Origin of the sequence: Bacillus sp. PDNC022, assembly GCF_016919285.1 — a bacterium.
In the GTDB taxonomy this organism is placed as follows: Bacteria; Bacillota; Bacilli; order Bacillales; family Bacillaceae; genus Bacillus; species Bacillus safensis.
Genome location: NZ_CP070345.1, coordinates 3,219,935 through 3,245,171 on the forward strand (window position 1 = coordinate 3,219,935; position 25,237 = coordinate 3,245,171).

The following is a 25,237-nucleotide window of genomic DNA, read 5'->3' on the forward strand; positions in this document are numbered from 1 at the left end:
CGGTGCTCACGAATGTCAATTCGCTCCGCTCCGGTACTCGTCCTTCCTAGGGCTGCAAAGGTTTTCTATCACGCTGAATGAAAAACAATCTGAGCCCTTTTGATAAAGGGCTTTTTTTGTTAGGATAGAAAAAATGCGTGTAGGAAGGATCTGATGGAATGAAGGGGCTTAAGCGATTACAAAAGGGCGATAAGATCGGTATTTTTTCACCTTCCAGTCCTGCTTCAGCGACCTCGCCTCTTAGGTATCAGCGGGCGAAGAAGTGGCTTGAGCAAAAAGGATTCATTGTGGTACCAGGATCATTAACAGGGAAAAAGGATCACTACCGTTCAGGTACAATTCAAGAACGAGCAGATGAGCTGAATGAGCTGATGGCTAGAGAGGACTTGGCGTGCATCATGTCAATGATTGGCGGGACGAATTCAAATAGTTTGCTGCCTTATCTTGACTTTGACCTGCTGAAACAACATCCAAAAATCATGATCGGTTATTCAGATGCGACAGCGATTCTACTAGCGGCGTACGAAAAAACGGGACTGCCTGTTTTCTACGGGCCGGCGCTTGTTCCTTCTTTTGGCGAGTTTGAACCGTTTGTCATTTATACATATCAGTCGTTTGAGGACATCCTGATGTCCCATCAAACCATTCCTTATCAGATTGAAAAACCGCCTTTTTGGACAGATGAACGAATCAATTGGGAAGAAAAGACGGGTGATAAAAAGCAGCGTCCAAATGATTGGCTGTGCGTCATAGAGGGACAGGCAGAAGGCAGATTGATCGGCGGGAACTTGAATGCGATGTATGGCATTTGGGGAAGTGAGTTCATGCCAGCCATCCAAAACGGAGACATCCTTCTCATTGAAGATTGTATGAAAACCGCTTCGGTTGTAGAAAAGAACTTCTCTTTATTGAAAGTAAATGGAGTGTTTGAACGGGTATCTGGGATTCTCTTAGGAAAACATGAGCTGTTTGATGACGAAGGGACGGGCAAAGAACCTTACGAGATTTTACTTGAGGTGCTCGGGGAGATAAAAAGACCGCTCATCGCTGATTTTGACTGTGCCCATACGCACCCGATGCTTACGATGCCAATCGGGGCAAAAGTGAAAATGGATGCAGATTCCAAACAAGTTTGGTTAACAAAAGAGTGGATATAGTAAAAGAGCAGCCACCGGCTGCTCTTCTTTATGAAACCTTCTCTTTTTCAAATGGCTGTAGGAGGTCTTGCGCTTTTTTCCCCTCTACGACAATTAAGTAGTCAGATTCTAAATGAGTGAGCCTGAAGGTTTCAAGCTCTACGATGTTCTTAATGCTGCACATTGTTTTTTTAGAATACACATATAAACGATGCTGAGCCTGCTGGCACTTTTCATAAAGAGAAATAAGCTTATGTAAATTCAACGCTTTTGCAGCGATTCGGATTGAATAGATTTGAGACATCTTCATATCCTCCTGTTAATTACTTTCTCACAATAGCTTTGTTACCCCCATTTGCACAAAGGTAAACCTTTCTCTATGATTTCCACTCAATGGTTCCCCCGCCCGTTCGTTTATTGCCCCTTATTGCAGACAGCTCTTCGACTAGACGGAGAAGAGCCTGATCCTTTAATTTTGCTTCAATCATGAAATCTACATCACGACCATACGGTTTTAATCCTTGAAAAAGCGGTAAGACAAAGTTCATATCTACTCCATCTGCATGACTGCGTATAGTTTTTTCTGATTTAGGTGAAGACAAATGGATTTTGGGCGGAATGCCAGTCTTTGTCCAAGTGTCGAACATTCTTGGCAGGATGTCATCGAGTGCGGCATCATCATCTTTATTTGCCACGTGATGATGGTAATCAAAAACAAATGGAATGTCATGCTTTTCACATACACCAAGCGTTTCCAGCGACGTATATGTTTTGTCATCGTTCTCAAGTGTCATTCTCGCCTTGATATGAGCCGGAAGCTGTTTGATATTTTCATCAAAGCGTTGAAGAGCCGATTCTTTATCGCCATAAGCCCCGCCTACATGAATGTTCATGTAGCCTTCCTTTTCGAGCCTCATTGCCTCAAGCATCTGATAATGGTATGTCATATCGAGGACGGCATTTTCTGTAATCGAAGGTTTTGGGCTGGTAAACAAGGTAAATTGATTGGGGTGAAAGCTCACCCGTAACCCATGCTGTTTCACCAACTTGCCTATCTCAAGAAATTCTTTGCGAAAAGGTGTCACAAAGTCCCAGCGCACCTCGGGATGGGTCGCGAGCGGAACGATCGAGCTTGAAAAACGGTAAAGCGGGATATCATGAGCAATGGCGAAATAAAGTGTTCTTAATGTATTCACGAGATTGGCCTTCGTTGTTCGCAATAAAGCCTCTTTTCTTTCTTCCTTAGAGAGCTTGCTGTATCTAGCAAACGTCAGCGACTTGGCAGGAGAAGCTTCCCACAAGGTGACGGCATTGGATACATAACCAAATCGATAACGCATACGTCATCTCCTTTATAAAAAATACGAGAACATGGCGGCAACCCACTCAAGCGGCCGTGTGAAGAGCGGGCGCTTTGACAATGTTTCTTCTGTCAGGATCTCAGAAACTTCCATATGCTCCCGAATCTTTTCCTCTACGTGTGCAGTAAAGGCGGGATCATCAATGGCCACGTCTACTTCTTCGTTAAAAAACAAGCTGCGTTTATCAAAATTCGCAGTACTGATCATACAGCGGCTGTGATCAATCAAAATGGCTTTCGAATGATAAAATCCTTTATAAAAACGATAAACAAGGCATCCAGAGGCAATCAGGTCCTTCAAATAATGAAAGCCAGCCTCTTTGACAAGTGGATGATCCGCTTTCATTGGAATGATGATTTCAACTGTGACGCCCCGCTTTCGTGCATCAAGTAGCGCCTCCAGAAGAGGAGCTGATGGAATAAAATAAGGCGTACAGATGATGATCTGTTTCCTCGCCTGCTGAATATCTTGGAGAAATAGAGCTTCTAAAGAAAAACCAGCAGTCGCACGTGTTGTGCATTGTAATGTTCCCGGTTCCAATGCAGGGAAAACCTCATATTGCAGCTGATGAATACCAGACGACCGGTACAAATCATTCAGAAACACATGCTGGAGATCTGCGACAACCTGTCCAGTCATCCGCAAATGATAATCCTTCCAAATGCCAAACCGGCCTTTCTTCCCAACATATTCATCACCTATATTAAATCCGCCAATATAGCCAATCTTCCCATCAATCACTGTGATTTTACGGTGATTTCTCATGTTTAAACGGTAAATCAAAAAAGGAAAACGAGGCTTATTTAAAAAGTAAAATTGAATGCCGCTTCTTTCTAGCATGTCAATCGACTTTTGATCAAACGAGTAGGAGCCTAATCGGTCGGTCAGCAAAAAGACGGAAACTCCTTGCTCCGCTTTGGCTTTCAATGCTTGTAAGACCCTCTGACCAATCTTGTCGTTCTTTACAATAAAGAACATCATATGAATAGAAGAAGAGGCTTGCTGTATATCGGTAAGCAGCTGATCGAAAAATGGTTCCCCATCATGATAAAAGACGGCATCGCCGCTTGTTTGGTCAAAAGATCGTTCAAATGCGTGAGTAGAAAAATATTTCTTTCCCATATAAAGGTCTAACATGACGAGCAAAACGATGGCAATGAGTACGAGTAGGATGATTAATGCGATCATGAAACTTCCTCCTTTTTTGCATATTTCAATAGTGTACCCAAACATGTAAAAAATATTGACTGAATACTCATTCATTATTTATGATAGAGGTACAACATGGAAACGGAACAAAGAGGGTTTTGGGGAATGAAAGGGGGAGCAAGATGAATAGCCTTTTAATCATCAACTTGATCGCATTTGCGGCGGTGACCGCTTACGCTCTGTATTTGTTTGTTTATCTCATTCGAACACGAGCGGCTTATATTCGTCTTGGTAAAAAAGAAGAGTTTCAACAAGACATGAAGAAACGTTTAGAGCGTGTTTGGGTCAACGTATTTGGGCAAAAGAAGCTGTTAAAGGACAAGAAGAGCGGCATCATTCATGTGCTGTTTTTCTACGGATTTATCCTTGTACAGTTCGGAGCCCTTGATTTTATTCTGAAGGGGCTTATTCCAGACAGCGGGCTTCCTTTAGGTCCGGTGTACGGCGTCTTTACGTTTTTCCAAGAGATTGTCACACTTCTCATTTTAGTGGCGGTTGTATGGGCGTTCCATAGAAGATACGTGGAGAAGCTTGTCCGTTTAAAACGAGGCTTCAAATCGGGTCTAGTGCTTTTATTTATTGGCGGCTTAATGCTGACAGTGTTACTTGGGAACGGCATGAACATCATCTGGCATGGACACTCTCTATCACCAACTGAGCCAATCGCTTCTAGTATTGCTTTCTTGCTGGGCGGAATTTCACCTCTGGCGGCTGCGATTGTTTTTTATGCCGCATGGTGGGTGCATCTTCTTATTTTGCTGACATTCTTAGTTTATGTTCCTCAGTCAAAGCACGCTCATCTGATTGCAGGGCCTGTGAACGTATTTGTCAGCAGATTAGACCCGCCAGGCAAGCTGCAAAAAATCGATTTTGAAGATGAGACACAAGAGACCTTCGGTGTGGGAAAAATTGAAGACTTCCGTCAGTCTCAGCTCATCGATCTTTACGCCTGTGTGGAATGCGGGCGCTGCACGAATATGTGCCCGGCTACAGGGACAGGGAAGATGCTGTCTCCGATGGATTTGATTTTAAGGTTAAGAGATCATTTAACCAATAAAGGGGCCGCTATTACATCAAAGACACCTTGGGTCCCGCAGCTTGCCTTCAAGCAGACAACAGGAAACCAGCTGGCACTGCAGGCGAGAGGAGCAGGTGCCGAAGAATCGGCTGCCAGCTCTATATATCATCCTTCTCTTATTGGAGAGGTCATTACAGAAGAAGAAATCTGGGCATGTACGACGTGCCGAAACTGTGAAGACCAATGCCCTGTCATGAATGAACACGTTGATAAGATTATTGATATGCGCAGATATCTTGTGCTGACAGAAGGAAAAATGGACGCAGATGCACAGCGTGCCATGACAAGCATTGAGCGCCAAGGGAACCCGTGGGGGTTGAACCGAAAAGAAAGAGAAAATTGGCGTGAACTGAGAGAAGATGTGCATGTGCCGACAGTGAAAGAGCTGAAAAAAGCAGAGCAAACCTTTGATTATTTATTCTGGGTTGGTTCAATGGGGGCATATGACAATCGAAGCCAAAAGATTGCACTTGCTTTTGCAAAGCTCCTCAATGAAGCGGGAGTATCCTTTGCCATCCTAGGCAATAAAGAGAAAAACTCAGGCGATACGCCAAGAAGACTCGGAAACGAATTTTTATTCCAAGAGCTTGCTGCAAAAAACATTGAAGAATTTCAGAAAAACGGCGTCACAAAGATCGTCACAATTGATCCACACGCCTATAACTTATTTAAAAATGAATATCCAGACTTCGGACTTGAGGCAGAAGTGTACCATCATACTGAATTACTGGCAGAGTTAGTGAAAGAAGGGAAAATAACACCTGTACATGAAGTGAACGAAGTGATTACCTTCCACGACTCTTGCTACCTAGGCAGATATAACGAAGTGTACGACCCGCCAAGAGACATTTTAAAAGCCATTCCAGGTGTGACGCTGAAAGAAATGGAGCGCAACCGTGAAACTGGTATGTGCTGCGGTGCAGGCGGGGGCTTAATGTGGATGGAAGAAGAGACGGGTACCCGGATTAACACTGCACGAACGGAGCAGGCGTTACAGGTACAGCCGTCCATCATCAGCTCAGGGTGTCCTTATTGCTTAACGATGCTGGGAGATGGGACGAAGGCGAAGGAAGTAGAGGAGCAGGTAGGCACATTTGATGTCGCAGAACTTCTTGAAAAATCAGTGTTTGGTGAGGCTGGAAAGCAGGTGTCGTAAACATGACAGGCCGATGAATAGGATGTTCATCGGCTTATCCATGGCGCTGTTTCATCAGCTGCCTAAATGATATGTAAGCGGTAACAAACGGGGAGGGGCATACATGAGTACGACGGTCATTGTATCTGGAGCAAGAACACCATTTGGAAAACTAGGCGGCACTCTCAGTGGTTTGACTGCCGCAGAACTAGGCGGTATAGCGATCAAGGCTGCACTGGAAAGAGTTTCGGGTTCTCATGAAATAGATGAGGTCATTATGGGAAGTGTTTTACAAGGAGGGCAAGGGCAGATTCCTTCAAGGCAAGCAGCAAGATATGCTGATCTTCCTTGGTCTGTTCCAACACAAACCATCAATAAAGTCTGTGCATCAGGCATGCGCAGTGTGAGCACGGCAGATCAAATCATTCGAGCCGGTGATGCTGAGGTCATCGCGGCGGGCGGTATGGAATCTATGTCTCATGCCCCTTATCTGCTAAAAAAAGCGCGATGGGGCTACAAAATGGGAGATGGCGCAGTACAAGATGCGATGATTTTAGATGGGTTAACCTGTTCGTTTACAGGCGTTCATATGGGTGAGTATGGGAGTATGGCTGCAAAGGAGCTTGGCATCACGCGGGAAGAGCAGGATCTGTGGGCACTCAGAAGTCACGAACGGGCCATCGAAGCGCAAAAAAGTGGCTTTTTTCAACATGAAATCACCCCCGTCACCGTCAAAACAAAAACGGGAGAACGGCTGATCACAGAAGATGAATCTCCGCGGCGTGATACGTCATATGAACGGCTGTCAAAGCTCATGCCTGTTTTTGATCAGAAGGGTACCATTACCGCTGGAAATGCACCAGGTGTCAATGATGGTGCAAGTGCACTTCTTCTAATGAAAGACACGTATGCTGTGCAGCATGGCGTAAAGCCAATGGCAGTCGTTCTCGGTCATACTCAGGTTGCTGTAGAGGCGAAGGATTTCCCGAAAACACCAGCCTTTGCCATAGAGAAGCTTTTGAAGAAAACAGGAAAACGTCTAGAGGATATCGATTTATTTGAAATCAATGAGGCCTTTTCAGCTGTGGCTCTGGCATGTGAAAAAATAACCGGGATCGACCGGCGGAAAATGAATATCAACGGAGGGGCTGTCGCACTCGGTCATCCGATTGGGGCAAGCGGAACACGTATCATATTGACATTGATTCATGCATTAAGACAAAGAGGCGGAGGCATTGGCATTGCGGCGATTTGCAGTGGAGGCGGTCAAGGAGATGCGATCATGATAAAGGTAGATGAAAAGGGAGGCGCTTTTTGATGAGTATAGAAGAGACCGTTATGGTCGTTGGAGCCGGTCAAATGGGATCAGGCATTGCCCAAGTGTTTGCTCAGTCAGGCTATACAGTCCTGCTCCATGATGCATCAGAAAAGCAGATTCATCGAGCGATCTCCTCCATGACCAAACAACTGACGAAGCGCGCAGAAAAAGGAAAGCTGGCACATCAGGCAGTCCGAGATATTACGCAGCGGCTTGCCGTTTCCACAGATTTACAAGACGTACAACAGGCTCATTTAGTCATAGAAGCTGCATCAGAACAAATGAGTGTCAAAAAACAAATCTTTGAAACACTTGATCAATTTGCAGAGGCGGGGGCCATATTTGCGACAAACACGTCTTCCTTGTCGATCACAGAATTAGCAGCTGTGACGAGCAGACCGGAGAAAGTGATTGGTATGCATTTTATGAATCCGGTTCCTGTCATGAAACTGGTTGAAGTCATTCGAGCGCTGCAAACGAGTGATGACACATATCAAGTTATTTATGAAACAGCGAAAACATTAAACAAAACCCCAATTGAAGTGGAAGACTTCCCAGGGTTTGTATCAAACCGAATATTGATGCCAATGATCAATGAAGCCATTTACACCCTATATGAAGGTGTGGCAGATGCAGAAAGCATTGATGGCGTGATGACACTTGGGATGAATCACCCAATGGGGCCGCTTCGTCTAGCTGATTTCATCGGACTTGATACATGTTTATTTATTATGAATACCCTTCACGAGGGACTTGGAGACAGCAAATATCGACCTTGTCCTCTTTTGAAAAAATACGTGAATGCAGGCTGGCTGGGCAAAAAGACAAAGAGAGGTTTTTACACATACCACGACCACTCATAGGGGGAGTCAAGATGGATGTTTTGCTTACGGATAAACAGCGTCTCTGGAGAGAACAGACAGCAGAATTTGCACGCCAGCGTATATTCCCTGAAGTAGAAGCGATGGAACAAGGCCGGTTTCCAAAAAAAATTTTAAGTGAAATGGGACGGCAAGGCTATCTAGGAATTCCAATACCAGCTTCGTATCAAGGCTTAGGTGCAGATTTTACAACGTATATCATCGCGATCCATGAATTATCGAAAGTGAGTGCGACCATCGGTGTCATTGTGTCCGTTCATACATCTGTTGTGACGATGCCTATTTTGACTTTTGGAACGAAAGAACAAAAAGAAACTTATGTCCCGCTGCTTGCATCAGGAGAGAAGCTGGGTGCCTTTTGTCTGACTGAACCAAAGGCTGGATCAGATGCCTCCAGTATTCAGTTAAGAGCAGAGCGGATGGGCGGCGGTTATGTATTAAATGGGACGAAAATCTTTATCACAAACGGCGGAGAAGCAGAACTGTATCTTGTCTTTGCGGTGACCGATCCGGCTTCTGCGAGACAAAATATATCGGCGTTCATTGTCGAAAAAGATACGCCGGGATTTACGATTGGAAAAGATGAGAAAAAGATGGGACTGCACGGTTCAAAAACAGTCACGCTTCATTTTGATGGCGTGCGGATTCCAAAAGATCAGCTGCTCGGCGCAGAAGGAGAAGGCTTTCAAATTGCAATGTCCAGCTTAAATGCAGGGAGAATCGGAATTGCAGCTCAAAGCCTTGGCATTGCAGAAGCCGCTTTAACCGAGGCAGTAACCTATTTAAAGAAACATCCAGCAGGTCTTGAAACGACCATTCGGCTGGGCGATTTGGCGGCGAAGTTTGAGGCGGCCAAACTGCTCGTCTATCAAGCGGCTTCTTTCAAAGAGGCAAATCGTCCAGTCACCAAAGAAGCATCAATGGCAAAGCTGTTTGCGTCAAAAACAGCGGTGGAAATCTGTACAGAAGCGCTCCATTTGCTAGGCATGGATGGTTATACGAATCGTTATCAAGCAGAACGTTACTTTCGTGATGCGAAAATTTGTGAAATCTATGAAGGAACAAGTGAAATTCAAAGGCTGGTCATCTGTAAACAGCTAATATGAAACGAGGTGGCTCACGATGCAGTTCCAATTAAGTGACGAACATGAAATGATTCAAAAAATGGTGAGAGACTTTGCGAAAAATGAAGTGGAGCCAACAGCAGCAGAGCGAGACGAAACAGAGACATATGACCCATCTATTTTTCGCAAAATGGCAGAGCTCGGTTTAACGGGTATCCCTTGGCCGGAAGACGTGGGCGGAATTGGCAGTGACTATTTAGCCTACGTCATAGCAGTTGAGGAGCTTTCAAGAGTGTGCGCGTCTACAGGTGTCACACTGTCCGCTCATACATCTCTTGCATCATGGCCAATCTATACTTTCGGAACAGATGAACAAAAAGAGACCTATTTAAAGCCGCTTGCAGAAGGGCAGAAGATAGGAGCATACGCACTTACTGAGAGCAGTTCTGGTTCAGATGCTGGCAGAATGAAGACAACGGCCGTAAAGGCAGGCAGTGAATATGTCTTGAACGGGTCGAAAATTTTTATTACAAATGGAGGCATTGCAGATTATTATATTGTGTTTGCTGTAACAGACCCAGAAGCTGCATCTCGAAATACAACCGCTTTTATTGTAGAAAAAGAGACACCTGGTTTTTCCGTTGGCAAAAAGGAAAGCAAATTGGGCATACGCTCATCGCCAACAACTGAAATTCGATTTGAAGATTGCCGAATCCATGAAAGGAACCGGCTCGGTGCAGAAGGAGAAGGGTTCAAAATAGCGATGATGACGCTCGATGGCGGCAGAAACGGCATTGCTGCACAGGCAGTTGGGATTGCTCAAGGCGCTCTTGATGCGGCGGTTCAGTATGCCAAGGAGCGTAAACAATTTGGCAAACCAATTATTCAGCAGCAAGGGATCGCCTTTAAGCTGGCTGATATGGCAACAGCGATTGAAGCATCAAGGCTGCTTACTTACCAAGCGGCATGGCTCGAAACGAAAGGCCTCCCGTATGGAAAGGAATCAGCCATGTCCAAGCTCTTTGCTGGTGATACAGCGATGAAGGTGACGACAGAAGCGGTTCAAATCTTCGGCGGGTATGGCTACACAAAGGATTACCCAGTCGAACGATACATGCGCGATGCGAAAATCACTCAAATTTATGAAGGAACTCAGGAAATCCAGCGTTTGGTCATCTCAAGGAAACTGCTAGATATGTAGAAAACAAGCAAAGACCGCCTGAACGTGAGGTGGTCTGTTTTCGTTCGTCATGCAGTTTTCAAATTTTCAATGTTCATCCATATCACCATCGTGTTATGTTAAAATTAGGGAAAATATCAATATGGAGGTTATGATGATGAACTCAACATTTATGGCCATTTTGGCAATCGTCACGATGGTTATCTGGATCATGGTGTCTGCGGAGCTTTCGAAATCTCCAAAAAAGCAGGAAGAAAAAGAAAACAGCCGCAGAAAACTAATCGTACTCATGTCTGCTGGAATGTTATTCACGATTCCTGTCGTTATCTCACTCATTCAGAACATCCCATTTTAAAATAGACGAGAAAAAACGGAACGACAAAAGGCATGCCGTACACAAGATCTAGTCCAATTTAACGCGGATGATGAAGTTCTAGGCGCTCCCCTTGAGAAAAATCAAAAATTAACATCAATAAAGGTGGCATAAACTCCCCTAATTTGTTTATAATGAGAGGTATGGTTTGTCGTAAGAATAAGGTATAAATACTTATTATTTCACTGATAAATGGATACATACATGTAATAGAAAGGGAGTGTCTGACCTTGAGTTTGAAAGAATACTCACAGGAACAGCTCAAACAAATGTCTTTAGTTGAACTTGCATATGAAATTTTCAGAGACAGCAAAACACCAATTACGTTTTCCGAGTTAATAGATGAAATTATCCGTTTGCAAGGAATACAAAAATCCGATCTTGATGATCGACTTGCTCAATTCTATACAGACTTAAATATAGATGGCCGCTTTATTTCGTTAGGTGATCAGAGATGGGGACTTCGCAGCTGGTATCCAGTTGATCAAATCGAAGAAGAAGTTCAGCCAGCTGTGAAAACAAAAGCGAAAAAGAAAAAAGCAAAAGCAGCTGTCGTTGAAGAAGACTTCGATGAGATCGAAGAGGAAGAAGAAATCGACGAGCTTGAAGAAGACCTTGATCTTGTTGAAGACGACGATGATCTCGACCTAGACGATGATGAAGAAATTGATGAAGATATTGAAGACTTCGACGAAGATGATGATGAAGATGATGACGGCTTAACGGAGATTGATGAAGACGATTTAGACGATGATGAGGAAGACAAATAACCCTCTCAAACCGGTCCTCAAAACAGGACAAAACCGTCTTGACTTTCGAGAGCGAACTATGTAGTATGTATTTTGGGCTCTCTAAAAAAGAGTACGTAAAGATACGTTCATTTACGCTCCCTTTCATTTATTTGAAAGGGAGCTTTCTTATTTTTCAAGAGATTTAGGGATACACTCTAAAAAGGATGAAGCTGTGCATGTGTAGACATGCAAGGGTAAAAAAGAGAGGAGCATACGAAATGACAAAGTATATTTTTGTAACAGGAGGAGTTGTATCCTCACTTGGAAAAGGAATCACGGCTGCATCGTTAGGCCGCCTTCTGAAAAATAGAGGGATGGATGTCACCATTCAAAAATTCGATCCATACATCAACGTAGACCCAGGGACAATGAGTCCATACCAGCACGGTGAGGTTTTTGTCACAGATGATGGTGCTGAAACAGACCTTGACTTAGGTCACTACGAGCGTTTCATTGATATTAACTTAAATAAGTACAGCAACGTCACAACTGGTAAAATCTACTCTACTGTTCTGAAGAAAGAGCGCCGCGGTGACTACTTAGGTGGAACAGTACAGGTCATTCCCCACATTACAAATGAAATCAAAGACCGCGTGTACCGTGCCGGAAAAGAAACGGGTGCAGATGTGGTCATTACAGAAATCGGCGGAACAGTAGGAGATATCGAATCCCTTCCATTCCTTGAAGCCATTCGTCAAATGAAGAGTGACATCGGACGTGAAAACGTGATGTACATTCATTGTACCCTCGTTCCTTACATCCGTGCAGCGGGTGAATTGAAAACAAAACCAACACAGCATAGTGTAAAAGAACTTCGCAGTCTTGGTATTCAGCCAAACGTCATCGTGGTCAGAACGGAAATGCCTTTGGCACAAGATATGAAGGACAAAATTGCGCTATTTTGTGATATTGATACAAAAGCTGTTATCGAATGTCAGGATGCAGATACGCTATACTCCATTCCGCTTGATTTACAAAAACAAGGGCTGGACAAGCTAGTATGTGAACATATGAAACTTGACTGCCAAGATGCGGACATGACGGAGTGGACAGCCCTTGTTGATAAAGTGCAAAACCTTTCGAAACAAGTCACAATTGGTCTTGTAGGGAAATATGTTGAGCTGCAAGATGCGTATATTTCTGTCGTTGAATCACTTCGTCATGCTGGTTATGCATTTGATGCAGATGTTCAAATTAAATGGATCAATGCAGAAGAAGTGACAGCAGAGAATATCGCTGATTTCGTACAAGATGTTGACGGTATTATTGTTCCTGGAGGCTTCGGAGACCGCGGAGTAGAAGGGAAAATCATTGCCACACAATATGCTCGTGAAAACAAAGTGCCATTCTTCGGAATCTGCTTAGGAATGCAAGTGGCATCTATCGAATACGCAAGAAACGTATTAGGGCTTGAGGGAGCTCATTCAGCGGAAATTGATCCTGAAACAGCATTCCCAATCATTGACCTTCTTCCAGAACAGAAGGATGTAGATGATCTAGGCGGAACACTTCGTCTCGGTCTATATCCTTGTAAATTAAATGAAGACTCAAAAGCATTTGCAGCATACAATGACGAAGTGGTCTACGAACGCCACCGTCATCGCTACGAGTTTAATAACGAATTCAGACAGCAAATGGAAGCAGCAGGCTTTGTCTTCTCTGGTACAAGCCCAGATGGACGTCTTGTTGAAATTATCGAGCTGAAGGATCACCCTTGGTTCCTAGCTTCTCAGTTCCACCCAGAATTCGTCTCAAGACCGACTAGACCACAGCCATTATTTAGAGATTTCGTTGGTGCTTCACTTCAAGCATCTGAATCAAAATAAAACAAAAAACTGCCGAGAATATCACTTCTCGGCAGTTTTTTTATTCATATTCCTCTACGATTTCTTTCACAGTAAACGATAGAGCGTGGTAGACGTATAAGCAGGTCATTAAAGCCGGATAACCAAACCTTGTCCCATCTTCAGCGGGCACAAGCGGTTTCTTGAGCTGAAAATCAATGTGGACATCACAATGCTCTTCAATCGTGGAAGGCTCCTTTTGTGCTGGCCCTACACCAACAACGGGCGTACCTTGTTCGTGCAGTTCTTTTACAAGAGACTGAATTTCTTGATCTTCTGGGTCTGAATAAAATAACAGCACCCTGTCACTTGGATGAAGTAAGCTGCGCTCCTTTTGATCGAGCGGCAGTACCTTCGCACCGGGAAACGGCTCCTTGCTTTCAGATGCCTCTAAGGCGACAGCAGCCAGCTCATTCTTCCCGTGAAAATAAACGGCATGTCCACTGACAACGGCCTGTGCAAGAAGGCGTGCACCGTCCTCAATCGCTTCAGCCTGCTTTTCTCCAATACGTGAAAAAATACCTGATAACTGGGTCGTAAAAATTTTTAACAAGACTCATTTCCTCCTTCGGTCAGATCATTTTATAATAGAATATAAAGAGAATATTAGGAAAAATGCTCAGAAAATGTCGTAAAGTAAACTATTATAATTAAAGGAAATGTGAAAATCAAACAGAATTATTTAACAACAGCTCTTTTTATGGCGAAAAATGAAAGCAATGGGGTGTAACAGATGAATGAGAAAATTTTAATTGTCGATGATCAGTACGGTATTAGAATATTATTGAATGAAGTGTTTCATAAAGAAGGCTATCAAACCTTTCAAGCTGCCAATGGACTTCAGGCATTAGATATTGTGAAAAACCATAGACCGAACCTTGTCCTGCTTGATATGAAAATTCCCGGAATGGATGGTATCGAAATTTTAAAACGGATGAAATTAATTGATGAAGACATCCGTGTCATCATTATGACAGCTTATGGTGAATTAGATATGATCCAAGAATCCAAAGAACTCGGTGCCTTGACGCACTTCGCTAAGCCTTTTGATATTGATGAAATCCGAGATGCTGTCAAAGAATACCTGCCGCTTGAAACAAATGGCTAGATGGAAATGATTGAATCGAGTCATTCTGTTGCCGATTTGTCGAATAATTGGTATTCTAGAAAAGAAGAAGAAAGCGATCTGACTTTGAAAGTTTACATATGGCGAGAAATTCTGGTCATGCTAGGGTGGAGAGCTTTTTTTAGCAAGCAAATTAGCTACATAGGGAGGATTTTTCATCATGCCTTTAGTTTCAATGACAGAAATGTTGAAAGACGCAAAGGAAAAAGGTTACGCTGTTGGACAGTTTAACTTAAATAACTTAGAATTCACGCAAGCGATTTTACAAGCTGCTGAAGAAGAGAAATCTCCTGTTATTTTAGGAGTATCTGAAGGAGCAGGACGCTACATGGGCGGCTTCAAAACAGTTGTCGCAATGGTTAAAGCGTTAATCGAAGAATATAATGTAACAGTTCCTGTTGCGATTCATTTAGATCACGGTTCAAGCTTTGAATCTTGTGCAAAAGCGATTCATGCAGGATTTACTTCTGTCATGATCGATGCTTCTCACCACCCATTCGATGAGAATGTGGAAACAACTGCGAAAGTCGTTGAACTTGCACATTTCCATGGTGTGTCTGTAGAAGCTGAACTTGGAACTGTTGGTGGGCAAGAAGATGACGTCATCGCTGAGGGCGTTATTTATGCTGATCCAAAAGAGTGCCAAGAGCTTGTAGAACGTACTGGTATTGACTGCCTTGCACCTGCACTAGGTTCAGTACATGGTCCATACAAAGGTGAACCAAACCTTGGTTTCGCTGAAATGGAAGAAATTGGTAAAACAACTGGTCTTCCACTTGTTCTTCACGGTGGAACAGGTATCCCAACTGCTGACATCAAGCGTGCAATTTCACTTGGTACAGCAAAAATCAATGTAAACACTGAAAACCAAATTGCTTCTGCGAAAGCAGTACGCGAAACACTTGCTGCAAAAACAGAAGAGTATGATCCACGTAAATATCTTGGACCAGCTCGTGACGCAATTAAAGCGACTGTTATCGGCAAAATGCGCGAATTTGGTTCTTCTAACCAAGCATAATTTGATGAGAACCGAAAGCCGCCTGAGTCACAGGCGGTTTTCTCCATATCTTGAGAAAGCGCAATCAAATTTACATTTCAGACAATTTATTGATAGGAGAGTGGCACAGTTATGTTATTTTTCGTAGATACAGCAAATATTGCAGACATCAAAGAGGCGCACGAGCTTGGCATTTTAGCAGGCGTCACAACAAACCCTAGTTTAGTAGCGAAAGAAAAGGACGTATCATTCCACGACCGCCTTCGTGAAATCACTGACGTCGTATCGGGTTCTGTCAGTGCAGAAGTGATTTCCCTAAAAGCAGAGGAAATGATTGAAGAAGGAAAAGAGCTTGCTGCCATCGCACCAAATATCACGGTTAAAATTCCAATGACTACAGATGGTCTTAAAGCTGTCAAAGCATTAACTGACCTTGGAATTAAAACAAACGTCACATTGATTTTTAGTGCAAACCAGGCACTTCTTGCAGCTAGAGCTGGTGCGACGTATGTCTCTCCATTCCTCGGCCGCTTAGATGACATTGGCCAAAATGGTCTTGATCTCATCAGCGAAGTGAAAACTATTTTTGATGTTCATGGATTAGATACACAAATTATTGCTGCATCCATTCGTCACCCGCAGCATGTGACAGAAGCTGCGCTTAGAGGTGCTCATATCGGCACAATGCCGCTGAAAGTCATCAAGCAGCTGACGAAACACCCATTAACGGATGCAGGCATTGAGCAATTTTTAGCAGACTGGAATAAATAAGTGATTGTGGCAGGCGGGATTGTCTCTCGTTTGCCGCAGTTTTCCTTATAAACGCTAAGAAATGTTTTGTGCAAAGAAGAGAACATCACAGCCTCGCAAAGCTTCGATTATTTTTCTTCCGACAAATTTCGTTTAACCTGTATTCTTTCTCTTGATATTGGCTAAATTTTGGACAAGACCTTTTAAAGCGCGACATCCACAAACAGTATAACTCCAACAGTGATCTTCTTTAAGAAGGGAGACAAATATGGAAAAGTTAAACATTGCCGGCGGTGACCCCTTGCGCGGGACCGTACATATTAGTGGTGCGAAAAATAGTGCAGTTGCACTGATTCCTGCCACGATTCTTGCTGATTCTCCAGTAACCATTGAAGGCCTTCCGCATATATCAGATATCGACACATTACGAGATCTGTTAGAAGAAATTGGCGGAAAGGTCACTTTTGAAAAAGGTGAAATGGTCGTCAATCCTGTTTCCATGATCAGTATGCCGCTTCCTAATGGAAAAGTGAAAAAACTGCGTGCATCCTATTATTTAATGGGGGCCATGCTGGGCAGATTCAAGCAGGCTGTCATCGGACTGCCAGGAGGATGCCACTTAGGACCTCGGCCGATTGATCAGCATATCAAAGGTTTTGAAGCACTTGGAGCCGAGGTGACAAACGAGCAGGGTGCGATTTATTTGCGCGCTGAAAAATTAGTTGGAGCCCGTATTTATCTTGATGTTGTCAGTGTAGGTGCGACGATCAACATCATGCTGGCAGCCGTACTGGCTGAAGGAAAAACGGTGATTGAAAATGCTGCAAAGGAACCCGAAATTATTGATGTAGCGACACTGCTTGCAAGCATGGGAGCCAAAATCAAGGGTGCGGGTACCGATGTCATTCGAATCGAAGGTGTAGAATCTCTTCATGGATGTAAGCATTCAATCATCCCTGACCGCATCGAAGCAGGAACATTTTTAATAGCTGGTGCAGCGATGGGAGATGAAGTTGTACTTGATAATGTGATCCCAACTCATTTAGAATCAATTACGGCGAAACTTAGAGAAATGGGGTTCACCATTGAAACGAGCAACGATCAGATGCTGATCGTTGGCAGAAACGAAGGACTCAAGCCTGTCGATATCAAAACCCTTGTGTATCCGGGCTTTCCGACTGACCTTCAGCAGCCGATGACGGCGCTGTTAACAAAAGCGAAGGGCACGAGTGTGGTCACAGATACGATCTACTCAGCCCGTTTTAAGCACATTGACGAATTGCGTCGAATGGGTGCAAACATGAAGGTCGAAGGAAGATCTGCTATTATTACCGGACAAACGCAGCTCCAAGGAGCAAAGGTCAAAGCAAGTGATCTGCGTGCAGGGGCTTGCCTTGTTGTCGCAGGGTTAATGGCAGACGGTGTGACCGAAATCACAGGGCTTGAACATATAGACAGAGGATATAGTTTGCTTGAGAAGAAGCTTGAAGGCTTGGGTGCAACCATCTGGCGTGAAAAGCTGAATGACCAAGAAATAGAAGAACTTCAAAATTCATAAGGCTTTGACTGTGAGAGGAGATTTGGACAAAAATGGAAAGAAGTTTATCGATGGAACTAGTACGGGTGACAGAAGCAGCCGCATTAAAATCTGCCCGTTGGATGGGAAGAGGATTAAAAGACGAAGCGGATGATGCTGCAACAAGTGCAATGCGTGATGTATTTGACACCATTCCGATGAAGGGAACAGTGGTCATTGGCGAAGGAGAAATGGACGAAGCACCAATGCTTTATATTGGGGAAAAGCTTGGGAACGGATATGGACCTCGCGTGGATGTCGCTGTTGATCCATTAGAAGGAACAAACATTGTGGCAAGCGGCGGCTGGAATGCCTTAGCTGTCATTGCAGTTGCAGATCATGGCAACTTGCTGAATGCACCTGATATGTACATGGATAAGATCGCAGTAGGTCCAGAAGCGGTAGGCTGCATCGACATTGAAGCGCCTGTCATTGATAATCTTCGCGCTGTTGCAAAAGCGAAAAACAAAGATATTGAAGATGTGGTAGCAACGATTTTAAACAGAGATCGACATGAGAAAATTATTGCTGAGCTGAGAGAAGCAGGAGCAAGAATTAAACTGATCGATGATGGTGACGTTGCAGGAGCCATTAATACAGCATTTGATCACACAGGTGTTGATATTCTATTTGGTTCAGGTGGAGCGCCTGAGGGTGTCCTTTCTGCTGTTGCATTAAAGGCACTTGGTGGTGAAATTCATGGTAAGCTTCTTCCTCAAAGTGAAGAAGAATTAAGACGCTGTGAGAAAATGGGGCTGGATGTTGGTAAAGTCCTCAGAATGGAAGATCTCGTAAAAGGAGATGACGCCATTTTTGCAGCGACAGGTGTAACAGACGGCGAATTACTTAAAGGTGTTCAATTCAAAGGCTCTGTTGGAACAACACATAGTGTTGTCATGCGTGCGAAATCAGGTACGGTTCGTTTCGTAGACGGCAGACACAGCTTAAAGAAAAAACCGAATCTTGTCATTCGTCCGTAATCTGAAAGCGGGTATTCATTACCCGCTTTTCATATAGGTGTCAAATGTATATCATTTTCTTTTTAAAGTTGAATATTCTCTGCAAATGAGGTAAAACTAAAGAGTGCTGCGAAATTTTCTGCGAATTTACTTCTTTTAAGCTTCAACAAAGTTTAAATACTGCCGCATCATGACGATATACTCATTATCCTTCTCTATGTTGACAAAGCTCTATTTCACATTGTTCCTATCTTTCACGATAAAACGAGTGGGAGCGTTACCATCAGAGCGAGGTCATTCCAACAACAACGGAATTAAAAGCTAATCAAATACAATGGTCATGCATTTGTAAGAAATACATTGACTAGAAAAGTGTGGTGTCCATATTGAAAGATGTTTCGATTTCATCTTTGGAAAATATGAAATTAAAAGAGCTGTATGAGTTAGCAAAGCGATACAAAATCTCTTATTACAGCAAACTAACAAAAAAAGAATTAATTTTTGCCATCTTAAAGGCGAACGCTGAGCAAGAGGATCTCTTATTTATGGAAGGGGTTCTTGAAATTATTCAGTCTGAGGGATTTGGTTTCTTAAGACCGATTAACTACTCCCCAAGTTCTGAAGACATTTATATTTCAGCTTCACAAATCAGACGCTTTGATTTACGAAATGGAGATAAAGTGTCTGGAAAGGTACGACCTCCAAAAGAAAATGAACGCTACTATGGCCTCCTTCATGTAGAAGCGGTAAATGGGGACGACCCAGAATCAGCAAAGGAACGTGTTCACTTTCCTGCTCTCACACCGCTATTTCCTGACCGCCAAATGATTCTTGAAACACAGCCTAATCACCTGTCTACTAGAATTATGGACATGATGGCGCCAGTTGGATTTGGACAGCGTGGTTTAATCGTTGCACCGCCTAAGGCTGGGAAAACCATTTTGCTTAAAGAGATTGCCAACAGCATTTCTGAAAATCACCCAGAGGCAGAGCTGATTGTCCTTTTGATTGACGAACGACCAGAAGAAGTAACAGATATCGAACGTTCTGTTGCAGGGGATGTTGTTAGTTCAACCTTTGACGAAGTACCAGAAAACCACATTAAAGTAGCAGAGCTTGTCTTAGAGCGTGCGATGCGTCTTGTTGAACATAAAAAAGATGTCATCATCTTAATGGACAGCATCACAAGGCTTGCTCGTGCATACAACCTTGTGATTCCGCCAAGCGGCCGAACGCTTTCAGGCGGTATTGATCCGGCGGCATTCCATCGTCCAAAACGCTTCTTTGGTGCTGCGCGTAACATTGAAGAAGGCGGAAGCTTGACGATTTTAGCCACTGCACTTGTTGATACAGGATCACGTATGGATGACGTGATTTATGAGGAGTTTAAAGGAACTGGGAACATGGAGCTTCATTTGGACCGTTCTTTGGCCGAAAGAAGAATCTTCCCTGCGATCGACATTCGCCGTTCTGGTACGAGAAAAGAAGAACTGCTTGTGCCAAAAGAGCATCTTGATCGTCTATGGGCGATGAGAAAATCGATGTCAGATACACCTGACTTTGCTGAGAAGTTCATGCGCAAAATGAGAAAAACAAAGACAAACCAAGAATTTTTCGATATTTTAACGCAAGAATGGAAACAAGCCAATATGTCTGCATCAAGAAGATAGCTTCCTTGAAAAAATACATTTGCAATCATAGACTCTCACTGTTATAATTTTATCATGTGCGTTTCAGAATTTATTTCTGAGATATTAACTCTGTTTCCGAATTGGATTCAGGGCGGAAGGAGATGACAGTAGATGAAAACAGGAATTCATCCTAACTACAAAAAAGCTACAGTCAAATGCGCTTGTGGAAATGAGTTTGAAACTGGATCAGTAAAAGAAGAGGTACGCATCGAGATTTGCTCTGAGTGCCATCCTTTCTATACAGGCCGTCAAAAATTCGCTTCTGCTGATGGACGTGTTGACCGCTTTAACAAAAAATACGGTCTTAAGTAATAATAGATACAATAAACAGGCAGGAATCCGTTCTTGCCTGTTTTTTTACGTGGATTGATGGAACTTTAAAACGGGGGAGAAGACCTTATGTATGTGATGAAACAAAGCGGTTGGCTTGAAGTCATCTGCGGCAGTATGTTTTCTGGAAAGTCGGAAGAATTGATTCGGAGAGCCAAAAGGGCCACCTTTGCCAAACAAGAAGTAAAAATATTCAAACCAGCGATTGATAACCGATATAGTACAAGCTCAGTTGTGTCACATAACGGTTCATCATTAGATGGGATTGCAGTAGCCTCACCAAAAGACATAATAACGCACATATCAGAAAGAACCGATGTCATTGGCATTGATGAGGTGCAATTTTTTGATGAGACAATCATTGACATTGTCACTCAATTGGCTGACCAAGGCTACCGAGTCATTGTTGCAGGCCTGGATCAAGACTTCAGAGGAGAGCCATTTGGTGTTGTTCCGCATTTAATGGCATGTGCAGAGCTTGTAACAAAACTTCAAGCAGTTTGTTCGGTATGCGGCTCCCCAGCGAGTAGAACACAACGCTTGATCGACGGTAAACCCGCATCCTATGATGATCCTATTATTTTAGTAGGTGCGCAGGAATCATACGAAGCACGATGCAGACATCACCATGAAGTACCAAAACTTGATGTTGGTACAACACTTGACAATTAAAAAAATAGCAAATGCCGCTGTGTTTCGTTTTTCGAGATTTTGGATGAACACCCATCATTTGTACTTAAATAAATTAAATAACACTACGATTAAATTATCTAATTTTCAACGCTTGCGTTTTGTCATAAGCAGGCATAAAATGACTAACTGTAGTGTAAAGCATTTAAACGAAAAGTTCGATTTCTTGTCATAATTTTTTTGATTAAGGATTTTTCTCCTTAATCGTTCTTTGAATTAATAGTTCACTTTATTTATATTTTAGAAAGAGGGTAGTTTTTGATGAACAACGTGAAGAAAACAAAAGAAGGGTACCTCGAAACCACTTTGACAGGTAAAGATGTATTATCGATTCCAACGTTGAACAAAGGCGTTGCTTTCTCTGAAGAAGAAAGACAAGAGCTTGGACTAGAAGGCTTACTTCCTCCAACGGTTCTGACTTTAGAACAGCAAGCGGAAAGAGCGTACAAGCAATTTCTAGCACAGCCAGATCGTCTTCGTCAAAACGTATACTTAAGTGATTTACAAAACCGTAACGAAGTATTGTTCTACAAGCTTCTAACAGAAAAGCTTCGTGAAATGCTTCCGGTTGTGTACACACCAACTGTTGGTGAAGCGATTCAAGAATACAGCCATGAATACAGAAGACCTCATGGTGTCTATCTTTCAATCGACGACATTGACGGCATCGAGAAAGCATTTGAAAACTTGCACGCAACTGCTGGAGATATTGATCTCATCGTTGCAACTGACTCTGAGAGTATTCTTGGAATTGGTGACTGGGGTGTTGGTGGTATCAACATCGCAATCGGTAAATTAGCTGTTTACACAGCTGCAGCAGGTATTGATCCTAGCCGCGTGATTCCAGTTGTATTAGATGTTGGAACAAACAATGAAAAATTATTGAATGATCCATTATACATCGGGAACCATCACAAACGTGTACAAGGTGAGAAATACGAAGAGTTCATTGATGCTTATGTGAAAGCAGCACTTAAATTCTTCCCGAAAGCATTGCTTCACTGGGAAGACCTTGGAAACAAAAATGCGCGTAACATCATGAAAAAATACAACGATAACATCTTAACGTTCAACGATGATATTCAAGGTACTGGTGCCATTACTTTAGCGGGTGTTCTTGCAGCTGTCAAGAAAACTGGTACTCAATTGAAGGATCACCGTGTTGTCATCTTCGGAGCTGGATCAGCTGGTATCGGAATTGCAGATCAAATGCGTGACACAATGGTTCTTGAAGGTCTATCAGAAGAAGAAGCAAACAATGCATTCTGGACATTAGACTACAGAGGATTGCTAACAGATCAATTTGAAGATGAAGTGCTTGATTTCCAAAAACCATACCTTCGTACTTCTGATGAAGTAGAAGGCTGGGCACGCGATGAAAAAGGACAAATCTCATTTGCTGAAACTGTTCGCCAAGCGAAGCCGACAATTCTTATTGGTACATCAGGTCAAGGCGGCGCATTCACTGAAGAAATCATTAAAGAAATGGCAGCTCATACAGAGCGTCCAGTGATCATGCCGATGTCTAACCCAACACCGCTTGCTGAAGCAGTGCCAGAGGATTTATTCAAATGGACTGATGGCCGTGTACTTGTTGCAACTGGCAGCCCGTTCGAAAACGTTGAGTATAACGGAATTGAACATGAAATCGGACAATCAAACAATGCGTTCGTTTTCCCTGGACTTGGTCTTGGTTCAATCGTAACAGAATCAAAAATCATCACAAAAGGCATGTTCGTTGCTTCTGCAAATGCAATTGCTGAATTGGTTGATCATGAGAAACCAGGTGCTGGTCTACTGCCAAGTATTGATAAATTGCAAGAAGTGTCAATTCATGTGGCTGTTGAAGTAGCGAAAGCAGCAATTAAAGATGGTGTCGCAAGAAGAACGCCTGACAACATCGAACAAGCTGTGAAAGATGCAATGTGGATTCCTGAATATAAAAAAATTGTAAGAGCATAATAAAATGTGTAACGCGGCATTGCTTCGGGTAATCTAAGCAATGCCGCTATAAAAAAAGAAACATGTAAAGGATTTAAGGAGGAATAGTAAGATGGACTTTTTAAATATTTTGATCCTCCTAGCACCGATTTTTTTCGTTATCGCGCTGGGTTGGTTCGCAGGACACTTCGGCAGCTATGACGCTAAATCTGCAAAAGGTGTAAGTACACTTGTTACAAAGTATGCTTTACCAGCGCACTTTATCGCCAGTATTCTGTCAACACCAAAAGATAAATTCTATAGTCAAATTCCATTTTTCGTTGCATTGATTTTCGGAATTGTAGGTTTTTATATCATTATCCTTTTAGTTACGAAATTTGCTTTTAAATATGATTTAACAGATTCTTCTGTTTTCTCGTTAAACTCAGCACAACCGACCTTTGCATTTATGGGGATTCCGGTCTTGGGCAGTTTATTTGGGGCTCAAGAAGTTGCAATTCCGATTGCGATTACCGGAATAGTTGTAAATGCAATGCTTGATCCAATTGCAATTATTGTGTCAACTGTCGGTGAAAAAACAAAAGGAAAAACAAAAGACGGCGAAAGCTTCCTAAAAATGACGACAAAAGCCATTTTGCACGGTTTATCAGAGCCGCTTGCACTTGCACCGTTAGCCAGTATCATTCTTGTTCTTTTAGGATTTAAACTTCCAGCAATCGGACATGAAATGTTAGAGGAAATTGGCAGCGTTACATCAGGGGTTGCACTATTCGCAGTCGGTGTTACTGTTGGTATCCGCAAAATTAAATTAAGCTTGCCAGCCTTCAGTATTGCATTGCTAAAAGTAGCTGTACAACCAATGCTTATGTATTTTATTGCTGTTCTTATGGGTCTTTCGGCGGATGAAATTACAAAAGCTGTATTACTTGTAGCCTTCCCAGGTTCAGCTGTTGCAGCGATGATCGCAACACGATTTGAAAAACAAGAGGCGGAAACTGCATCCGCATTTGTCATCAGTGCCATCATGTCACTCATCACATTACCGATCATTATTGCACTTACCGTATAATATAGTAAAAAGGCTGCCTATCGAGGCAGCCTTTCTTAACGAAATGAATGAAACAGAGGGAAGAGTACACGCTTTTTTTTGATGTCAGGGTGTGCGATTTCCTTTTTTTCTTCTACTTGTGACGGTTGTTTCAAGGTTGCGGCGAGGCGGTCAAATTTAGTGGATAAATCTTCAATTTCCCTGCGGTGCTGGAGCAGCTGATACGATACACCTTCATCTGCTTTTTTAGCCAGTTTCCGTTCAAGCTCTTGCAGGCGGTCTTCTACATCAGTGAGGTGTAATTGCTGCTGAATAAGCTCTTTCACTTGCTTTTCTAATGCTTCAATCCGCTGTATGGAGACATCAGTTTCGACAGCAGGTGCTGATTGACGAACGGTTTCCTTATGGATTGGCAGTTGAATGTCTTGGAGGATCACGCCTTCACTCATTTGGTGTTTGACCTCTTTGAGCAGCTGCAGAATATCTTCATGAAATTCATAATGTCCAAGTTCATTCCGGGCGACAGGGATGTTGAGCTGTTTGACCCAACGCTGAATCGTTTTTGAAGAAACACCAATTTCATTTGCAACCTCATTTGTATTCAAACCAAATGCCCTCCCTTTTTTCAATTACAAGTACCATTCTCTTTAAGGAGGACCTGTTCCTTCACGTTAGACAAAACAAGTAACCAATCGCCAAAGATCGTGTTTTCTAGTGAAAAATTGCAGAAAATCAAATGTTTTGGAAATTTTTTTGACT

At 42.9% G+C, this 25,237-nt stretch carries 24 protein-coding genes; 19 read left to right on the forward strand and 5 right to left on the reverse strand.

Annotated elements, in window-relative coordinates; genetic code table 11:
• Window positions 1-158 precede the first annotated feature (158 nt).
• The gene (locus tag JVX94_RS16435) at window positions 159-1,157 is read left to right on the forward strand and encodes a S66 family peptidase (protein ID WP_205183832.1); all 999 of its coding nucleotides are present in this window, start codon (window positions 159-161) and stop codon (window positions 1,155-1,157) included.
• A gap of 28 nt (window positions 1,158-1,185) precedes the next feature.
• Here the strand turns inward: JVX94_RS16435 and JVX94_RS16440 are convergent, their stop codons facing one another.
• The 3 genes from JVX94_RS16440 to cls form a co-directional block, all read right to left on the reverse strand.
• Entirely contained in the window at window positions 1,186-1,440 is a 255-nt protein-coding gene (locus JVX94_RS16440; RefSeq protein WP_034281244.1) for a hypothetical protein, read from the reverse strand.
• Window positions 1,441-1,513: 73 nt separating this feature from the next.
• On the reverse strand, window positions 1,514-2,476 hold the full coding sequence (gene uvsE, locus JVX94_RS16445; RefSeq protein WP_205183833.1) for a UV DNA damage repair endonuclease UvsE: 963 nt from the start codon (window positions 2,474-2,476) through the stop codon (window positions 1,514-1,516).
• Window positions 2,477-2,488: 12 nt separating this feature from the next.
• A complete protein-coding gene (gene cls / locus JVX94_RS16450; protein WP_203128963.1) occupies window positions 2,489-3,685 on the reverse strand; it encodes a cardiolipin synthase in 1,197 nt (398 codons plus the stop codon).
• A gap of 143 nt (window positions 3,686-3,828) precedes the next feature.
• Here cls and JVX94_RS16455 point away from each other — a divergent pair, with 143 nt between their 5' ends.
• From JVX94_RS16455 to pyrG, 8 genes are all read left to right on the forward strand, one after another.
• Window positions 3,829-5,940 carry a heterodisulfide reductase-related iron-sulfur binding cluster gene (locus JVX94_RS16455; protein ID WP_144483813.1) on the forward strand — a complete coding sequence of 704 codons (2,112 nt, stop codon included), beginning with the start codon at window positions 3,829-3,831 and terminating at the stop codon, window positions 5,938-5,940.
• A gap of 103 nt (window positions 5,941-6,043) precedes the next feature.
• Window positions 6,044-7,237: an acetyl-CoA C-acetyltransferase gene (locus JVX94_RS16460; protein ID WP_111290580.1), complete on the forward strand. Its 1,194-nt coding sequence runs from the start codon at window positions 6,044-6,046 to the stop codon at window positions 7,235-7,237.
• Window positions 7,237-8,100, forward strand: a complete 864-nt coding sequence (locus JVX94_RS16465) for a 3-hydroxybutyryl-CoA dehydrogenase (protein WP_205183835.1) — start codon at window positions 7,237-7,239, stop codon at window positions 8,098-8,100. The genes JVX94_RS16460 and JVX94_RS16465 overlap by 1 nt, the downstream gene beginning before the upstream one ends.
• 11 nt (window positions 8,101-8,111) lie before the next feature.
• A complete protein-coding gene (locus tag JVX94_RS16470) occupies window positions 8,112-9,224 on the forward strand; it encodes an acyl-CoA dehydrogenase family protein (RefSeq protein ID WP_205183837.1) in 1,113 nt (370 codons plus the stop codon).
• Window positions 9,225-9,240: 16 nt separating this feature from the next.
• Window positions 9,241-10,383, forward strand: a complete 1,143-nt coding sequence (locus JVX94_RS16475) for an acyl-CoA dehydrogenase (protein WP_205183839.1) — start codon at window positions 9,241-9,243, stop codon at window positions 10,381-10,383.
• A 136-nt stretch (window positions 10,384-10,519) separates the two neighbouring features.
• Window positions 10,520-10,717 carry a hypothetical protein gene (locus tag JVX94_RS16480; RefSeq protein WP_095409782.1) on the forward strand — a complete coding sequence of 66 codons (198 nt, stop codon included), beginning with the start codon at window positions 10,520-10,522 and terminating at the stop codon, window positions 10,715-10,717.
• A 248-nt stretch (window positions 10,718-10,965) separates the two neighbouring features.
• Window positions 10,966-11,505: a DNA-directed RNA polymerase subunit delta gene (rpoE, locus tag JVX94_RS16485; RefSeq protein ID WP_095409781.1), complete on the forward strand. Its 540-nt coding sequence runs from the start codon at window positions 10,966-10,968 to the stop codon at window positions 11,503-11,505.
• Between the two features lie 239 nt (window positions 11,506-11,744).
• A complete protein-coding gene (pyrG, locus tag JVX94_RS16490; protein ID WP_048237659.1) occupies window positions 11,745-13,352 on the forward strand; it encodes a glutamine hydrolyzing CTP synthase in 1,608 nt (535 codons plus the stop codon).
• Window positions 13,353-13,392: 40 nt separating this feature from the next.
• Here pyrG and JVX94_RS16495 read toward each other — a convergent pair whose 3' ends face one another.
• A complete protein-coding gene (locus JVX94_RS16495; protein WP_205183841.1) occupies window positions 13,393-13,923 on the reverse strand; it encodes a DUF2529 domain-containing protein in 531 nt (176 codons plus the stop codon).
• A gap of 180 nt (window positions 13,924-14,103) precedes the next feature.
• On the opposite strand from JVX94_RS16495, the gene JVX94_RS16500 reads away from it, so the two are divergent.
• The 10 genes from JVX94_RS16500 to JVX94_RS16545 all read left to right on the forward strand — a co-directional run bounded on the left by JVX94_RS16500 (window position 14,104) and on the right by JVX94_RS16545 (window position 24,499).
• The gene (locus JVX94_RS16500; RefSeq protein WP_003214681.1) at window positions 14,104-14,478 is read left to right on the forward strand and encodes a response regulator; all 375 of its coding nucleotides are present in this window, start codon (window positions 14,104-14,106) and stop codon (window positions 14,476-14,478) included.
• 178 nt (window positions 14,479-14,656) lie between these two features.
• Complete coding sequence (locus JVX94_RS16505) at window positions 14,657-15,514, forward strand: class II fructose-bisphosphate aldolase (RefSeq protein ID WP_024423748.1); 858 nt, start codon at window positions 14,657-14,659, stop codon at window positions 15,512-15,514.
• Between the two features lie 111 nt (window positions 15,515-15,625).
• On the forward strand, window positions 15,626-16,264 hold the full coding sequence (fsa, locus tag JVX94_RS16510) for a fructose-6-phosphate aldolase (protein WP_003215343.1): 639 nt from the start codon (window positions 15,626-15,628) through the stop codon (window positions 16,262-16,264).
• 247 nt (window positions 16,265-16,511) lie between these two features.
• On the forward strand, window positions 16,512-17,801 hold the full coding sequence (locus tag JVX94_RS16515; protein WP_024423746.1) for a UDP-N-acetylglucosamine 1-carboxyvinyltransferase: 1,290 nt from the start codon (window positions 16,512-16,514) through the stop codon (window positions 17,799-17,801).
• A gap of 32 nt (window positions 17,802-17,833) precedes the next feature.
• On the forward strand, window positions 17,834-18,799 hold the full coding sequence (glpX, locus tag JVX94_RS16520) for a class II fructose-bisphosphatase (protein WP_012011567.1): 966 nt from the start codon (window positions 17,834-17,836) through the stop codon (window positions 18,797-18,799).
• A 365-nt stretch (window positions 18,800-19,164) separates the two neighbouring features.
• On the forward strand, window positions 19,165-20,448 hold the full coding sequence (rho, locus tag JVX94_RS16525; RefSeq protein WP_008354975.1) for a transcription termination factor Rho: 1,284 nt from the start codon (window positions 19,165-19,167) through the stop codon (window positions 20,446-20,448).
• Between the two features lie 132 nt (window positions 20,449-20,580).
• The gene (gene rpmE / locus JVX94_RS16530) at window positions 20,581-20,781 is read left to right on the forward strand and encodes a 50S ribosomal protein L31 (protein WP_003215407.1); all 201 of its coding nucleotides are present in this window, start codon (window positions 20,581-20,583) and stop codon (window positions 20,779-20,781) included.
• Window positions 20,782-20,868: 87 nt separating this feature from the next.
• A complete protein-coding gene (locus JVX94_RS16535; protein WP_048237655.1) occupies window positions 20,869-21,471 on the forward strand; it encodes a thymidine kinase in 603 nt (200 codons plus the stop codon).
• 279 nt (window positions 21,472-21,750) lie between these two features.
• A complete protein-coding gene (malS, locus tag JVX94_RS16540) occupies window positions 21,751-23,451 on the forward strand; it encodes an oxaloacetate-decarboxylating malate dehydrogenase (RefSeq protein ID WP_205183844.1) in 1,701 nt (566 codons plus the stop codon).
• 91 nt (window positions 23,452-23,542) lie between these two features.
• Entirely contained in the window at window positions 23,543-24,499 is a 957-nt protein-coding gene (locus JVX94_RS16545; protein ID WP_205183846.1) for an AEC family transporter, read from the forward strand.
• A 35-nt stretch (window positions 24,500-24,534) separates the two neighbouring features.
• On the opposite strand, the gene racA is transcribed toward JVX94_RS16545, so the two are convergent.
• Entirely contained in the window at window positions 24,535-25,083 is a 549-nt protein-coding gene (gene racA, locus JVX94_RS16550) for a chromosome-anchoring protein RacA (RefSeq protein ID WP_205183848.1), read from the reverse strand.
• Window positions 25,084-25,237 lie beyond the last annotated feature (154 nt).

What these genes read in the sequence shown, in the direction of transcription:
- rpmE (WP_003215407.1), top strand. Translation starts at nt 20,581, where the DNA reads ATGAAAACAGGAATTCATCCTAACTACAAAAAAGCTACAGTCAAATGC.
- JVX94_RS16470 (WP_205183837.1), top strand. Translation starts at nt 8,112, where the DNA reads ATGGATGTTTTGCTTACGGATAAACAGCGTCTCTGGAGAGAACAGACA.
- pyrG (WP_048237659.1), top strand. Translation starts at nt 11,745, where the DNA reads ATGACAAAGTATATTTTTGTAACAGGAGGAGTTGTATCCTCACTTGGA.
- cls (WP_203128963.1), bottom strand. Translation starts at nt 3,685, where the DNA reads ATGATCGCATTAATCATCCTACTCGTACTCATTGCCATCGTTTTGCTC.
- glpX (WP_012011567.1), top strand. Translation starts at nt 17,834, where the DNA reads ATGGAAAGAAGTTTATCGATGGAACTAGTACGGGTGACAGAAGCAGCC.
- JVX94_RS16435 (WP_205183832.1), top strand. Translation starts at nt 159, where the DNA reads ATGAAGGGGCTTAAGCGATTACAAAAGGGCGATAAGATCGGTATTTTT.
- JVX94_RS16465 (WP_205183835.1), top strand. Translation starts at nt 7,237, where the DNA reads ATGAGTATAGAAGAGACCGTTATGGTCGTTGGAGCCGGTCAAATGGGA.
- JVX94_RS16535 (WP_048237655.1), top strand. Translation starts at nt 20,869, where the DNA reads ATGTATGTGATGAAACAAAGCGGTTGGCTTGAAGTCATCTGCGGCAGT.
- fsa (WP_003215343.1), top strand. Translation starts at nt 15,626, where the DNA reads ATGTTATTTTTCGTAGATACAGCAAATATTGCAGACATCAAAGAGGCG.
- JVX94_RS16505 (WP_024423748.1), top strand. Translation starts at nt 14,657, where the DNA reads ATGCCTTTAGTTTCAATGACAGAAATGTTGAAAGACGCAAAGGAAAAA.
- JVX94_RS16460 (WP_111290580.1), top strand. Translation starts at nt 6,044, where the DNA reads ATGAGTACGACGGTCATTGTATCTGGAGCAAGAACACCATTTGGAAAA.
- JVX94_RS16455 (WP_144483813.1), top strand. Translation starts at nt 3,829, where the DNA reads ATGAATAGCCTTTTAATCATCAACTTGATCGCATTTGCGGCGGTGACC.
- uvsE (WP_205183833.1), bottom strand. Translation starts at nt 2,476, where the DNA reads ATGCGTTATCGATTTGGTTATGTATCCAATGCCGTCACCTTGTGGGAA.
- JVX94_RS16545 (WP_205183846.1), top strand. Translation starts at nt 23,543, where the DNA reads ATGGACTTTTTAAATATTTTGATCCTCCTAGCACCGATTTTTTTCGTT.
- JVX94_RS16500 (WP_003214681.1), top strand. Translation starts at nt 14,104, where the DNA reads ATGAATGAGAAAATTTTAATTGTCGATGATCAGTACGGTATTAGAATA.
- JVX94_RS16515 (WP_024423746.1), top strand. Translation starts at nt 16,512, where the DNA reads ATGGAAAAGTTAAACATTGCCGGCGGTGACCCCTTGCGCGGGACCGTA.
- JVX94_RS16475 (WP_205183839.1), top strand. Translation starts at nt 9,241, where the DNA reads ATGCAGTTCCAATTAAGTGACGAACATGAAATGATTCAAAAAATGGTG.
- malS (WP_205183844.1), top strand. Translation starts at nt 21,751, where the DNA reads ATGAACAACGTGAAGAAAACAAAAGAAGGGTACCTCGAAACCACTTTG.
- JVX94_RS16480 (WP_095409782.1), top strand. Translation starts at nt 10,520, where the DNA reads ATGAACTCAACATTTATGGCCATTTTGGCAATCGTCACGATGGTTATC.
- JVX94_RS16440 (WP_034281244.1), bottom strand. Translation starts at nt 1,440, where the DNA reads ATGTCTCAAATCTATTCAATCCGAATCGCTGCAAAAGCGTTGAATTTA.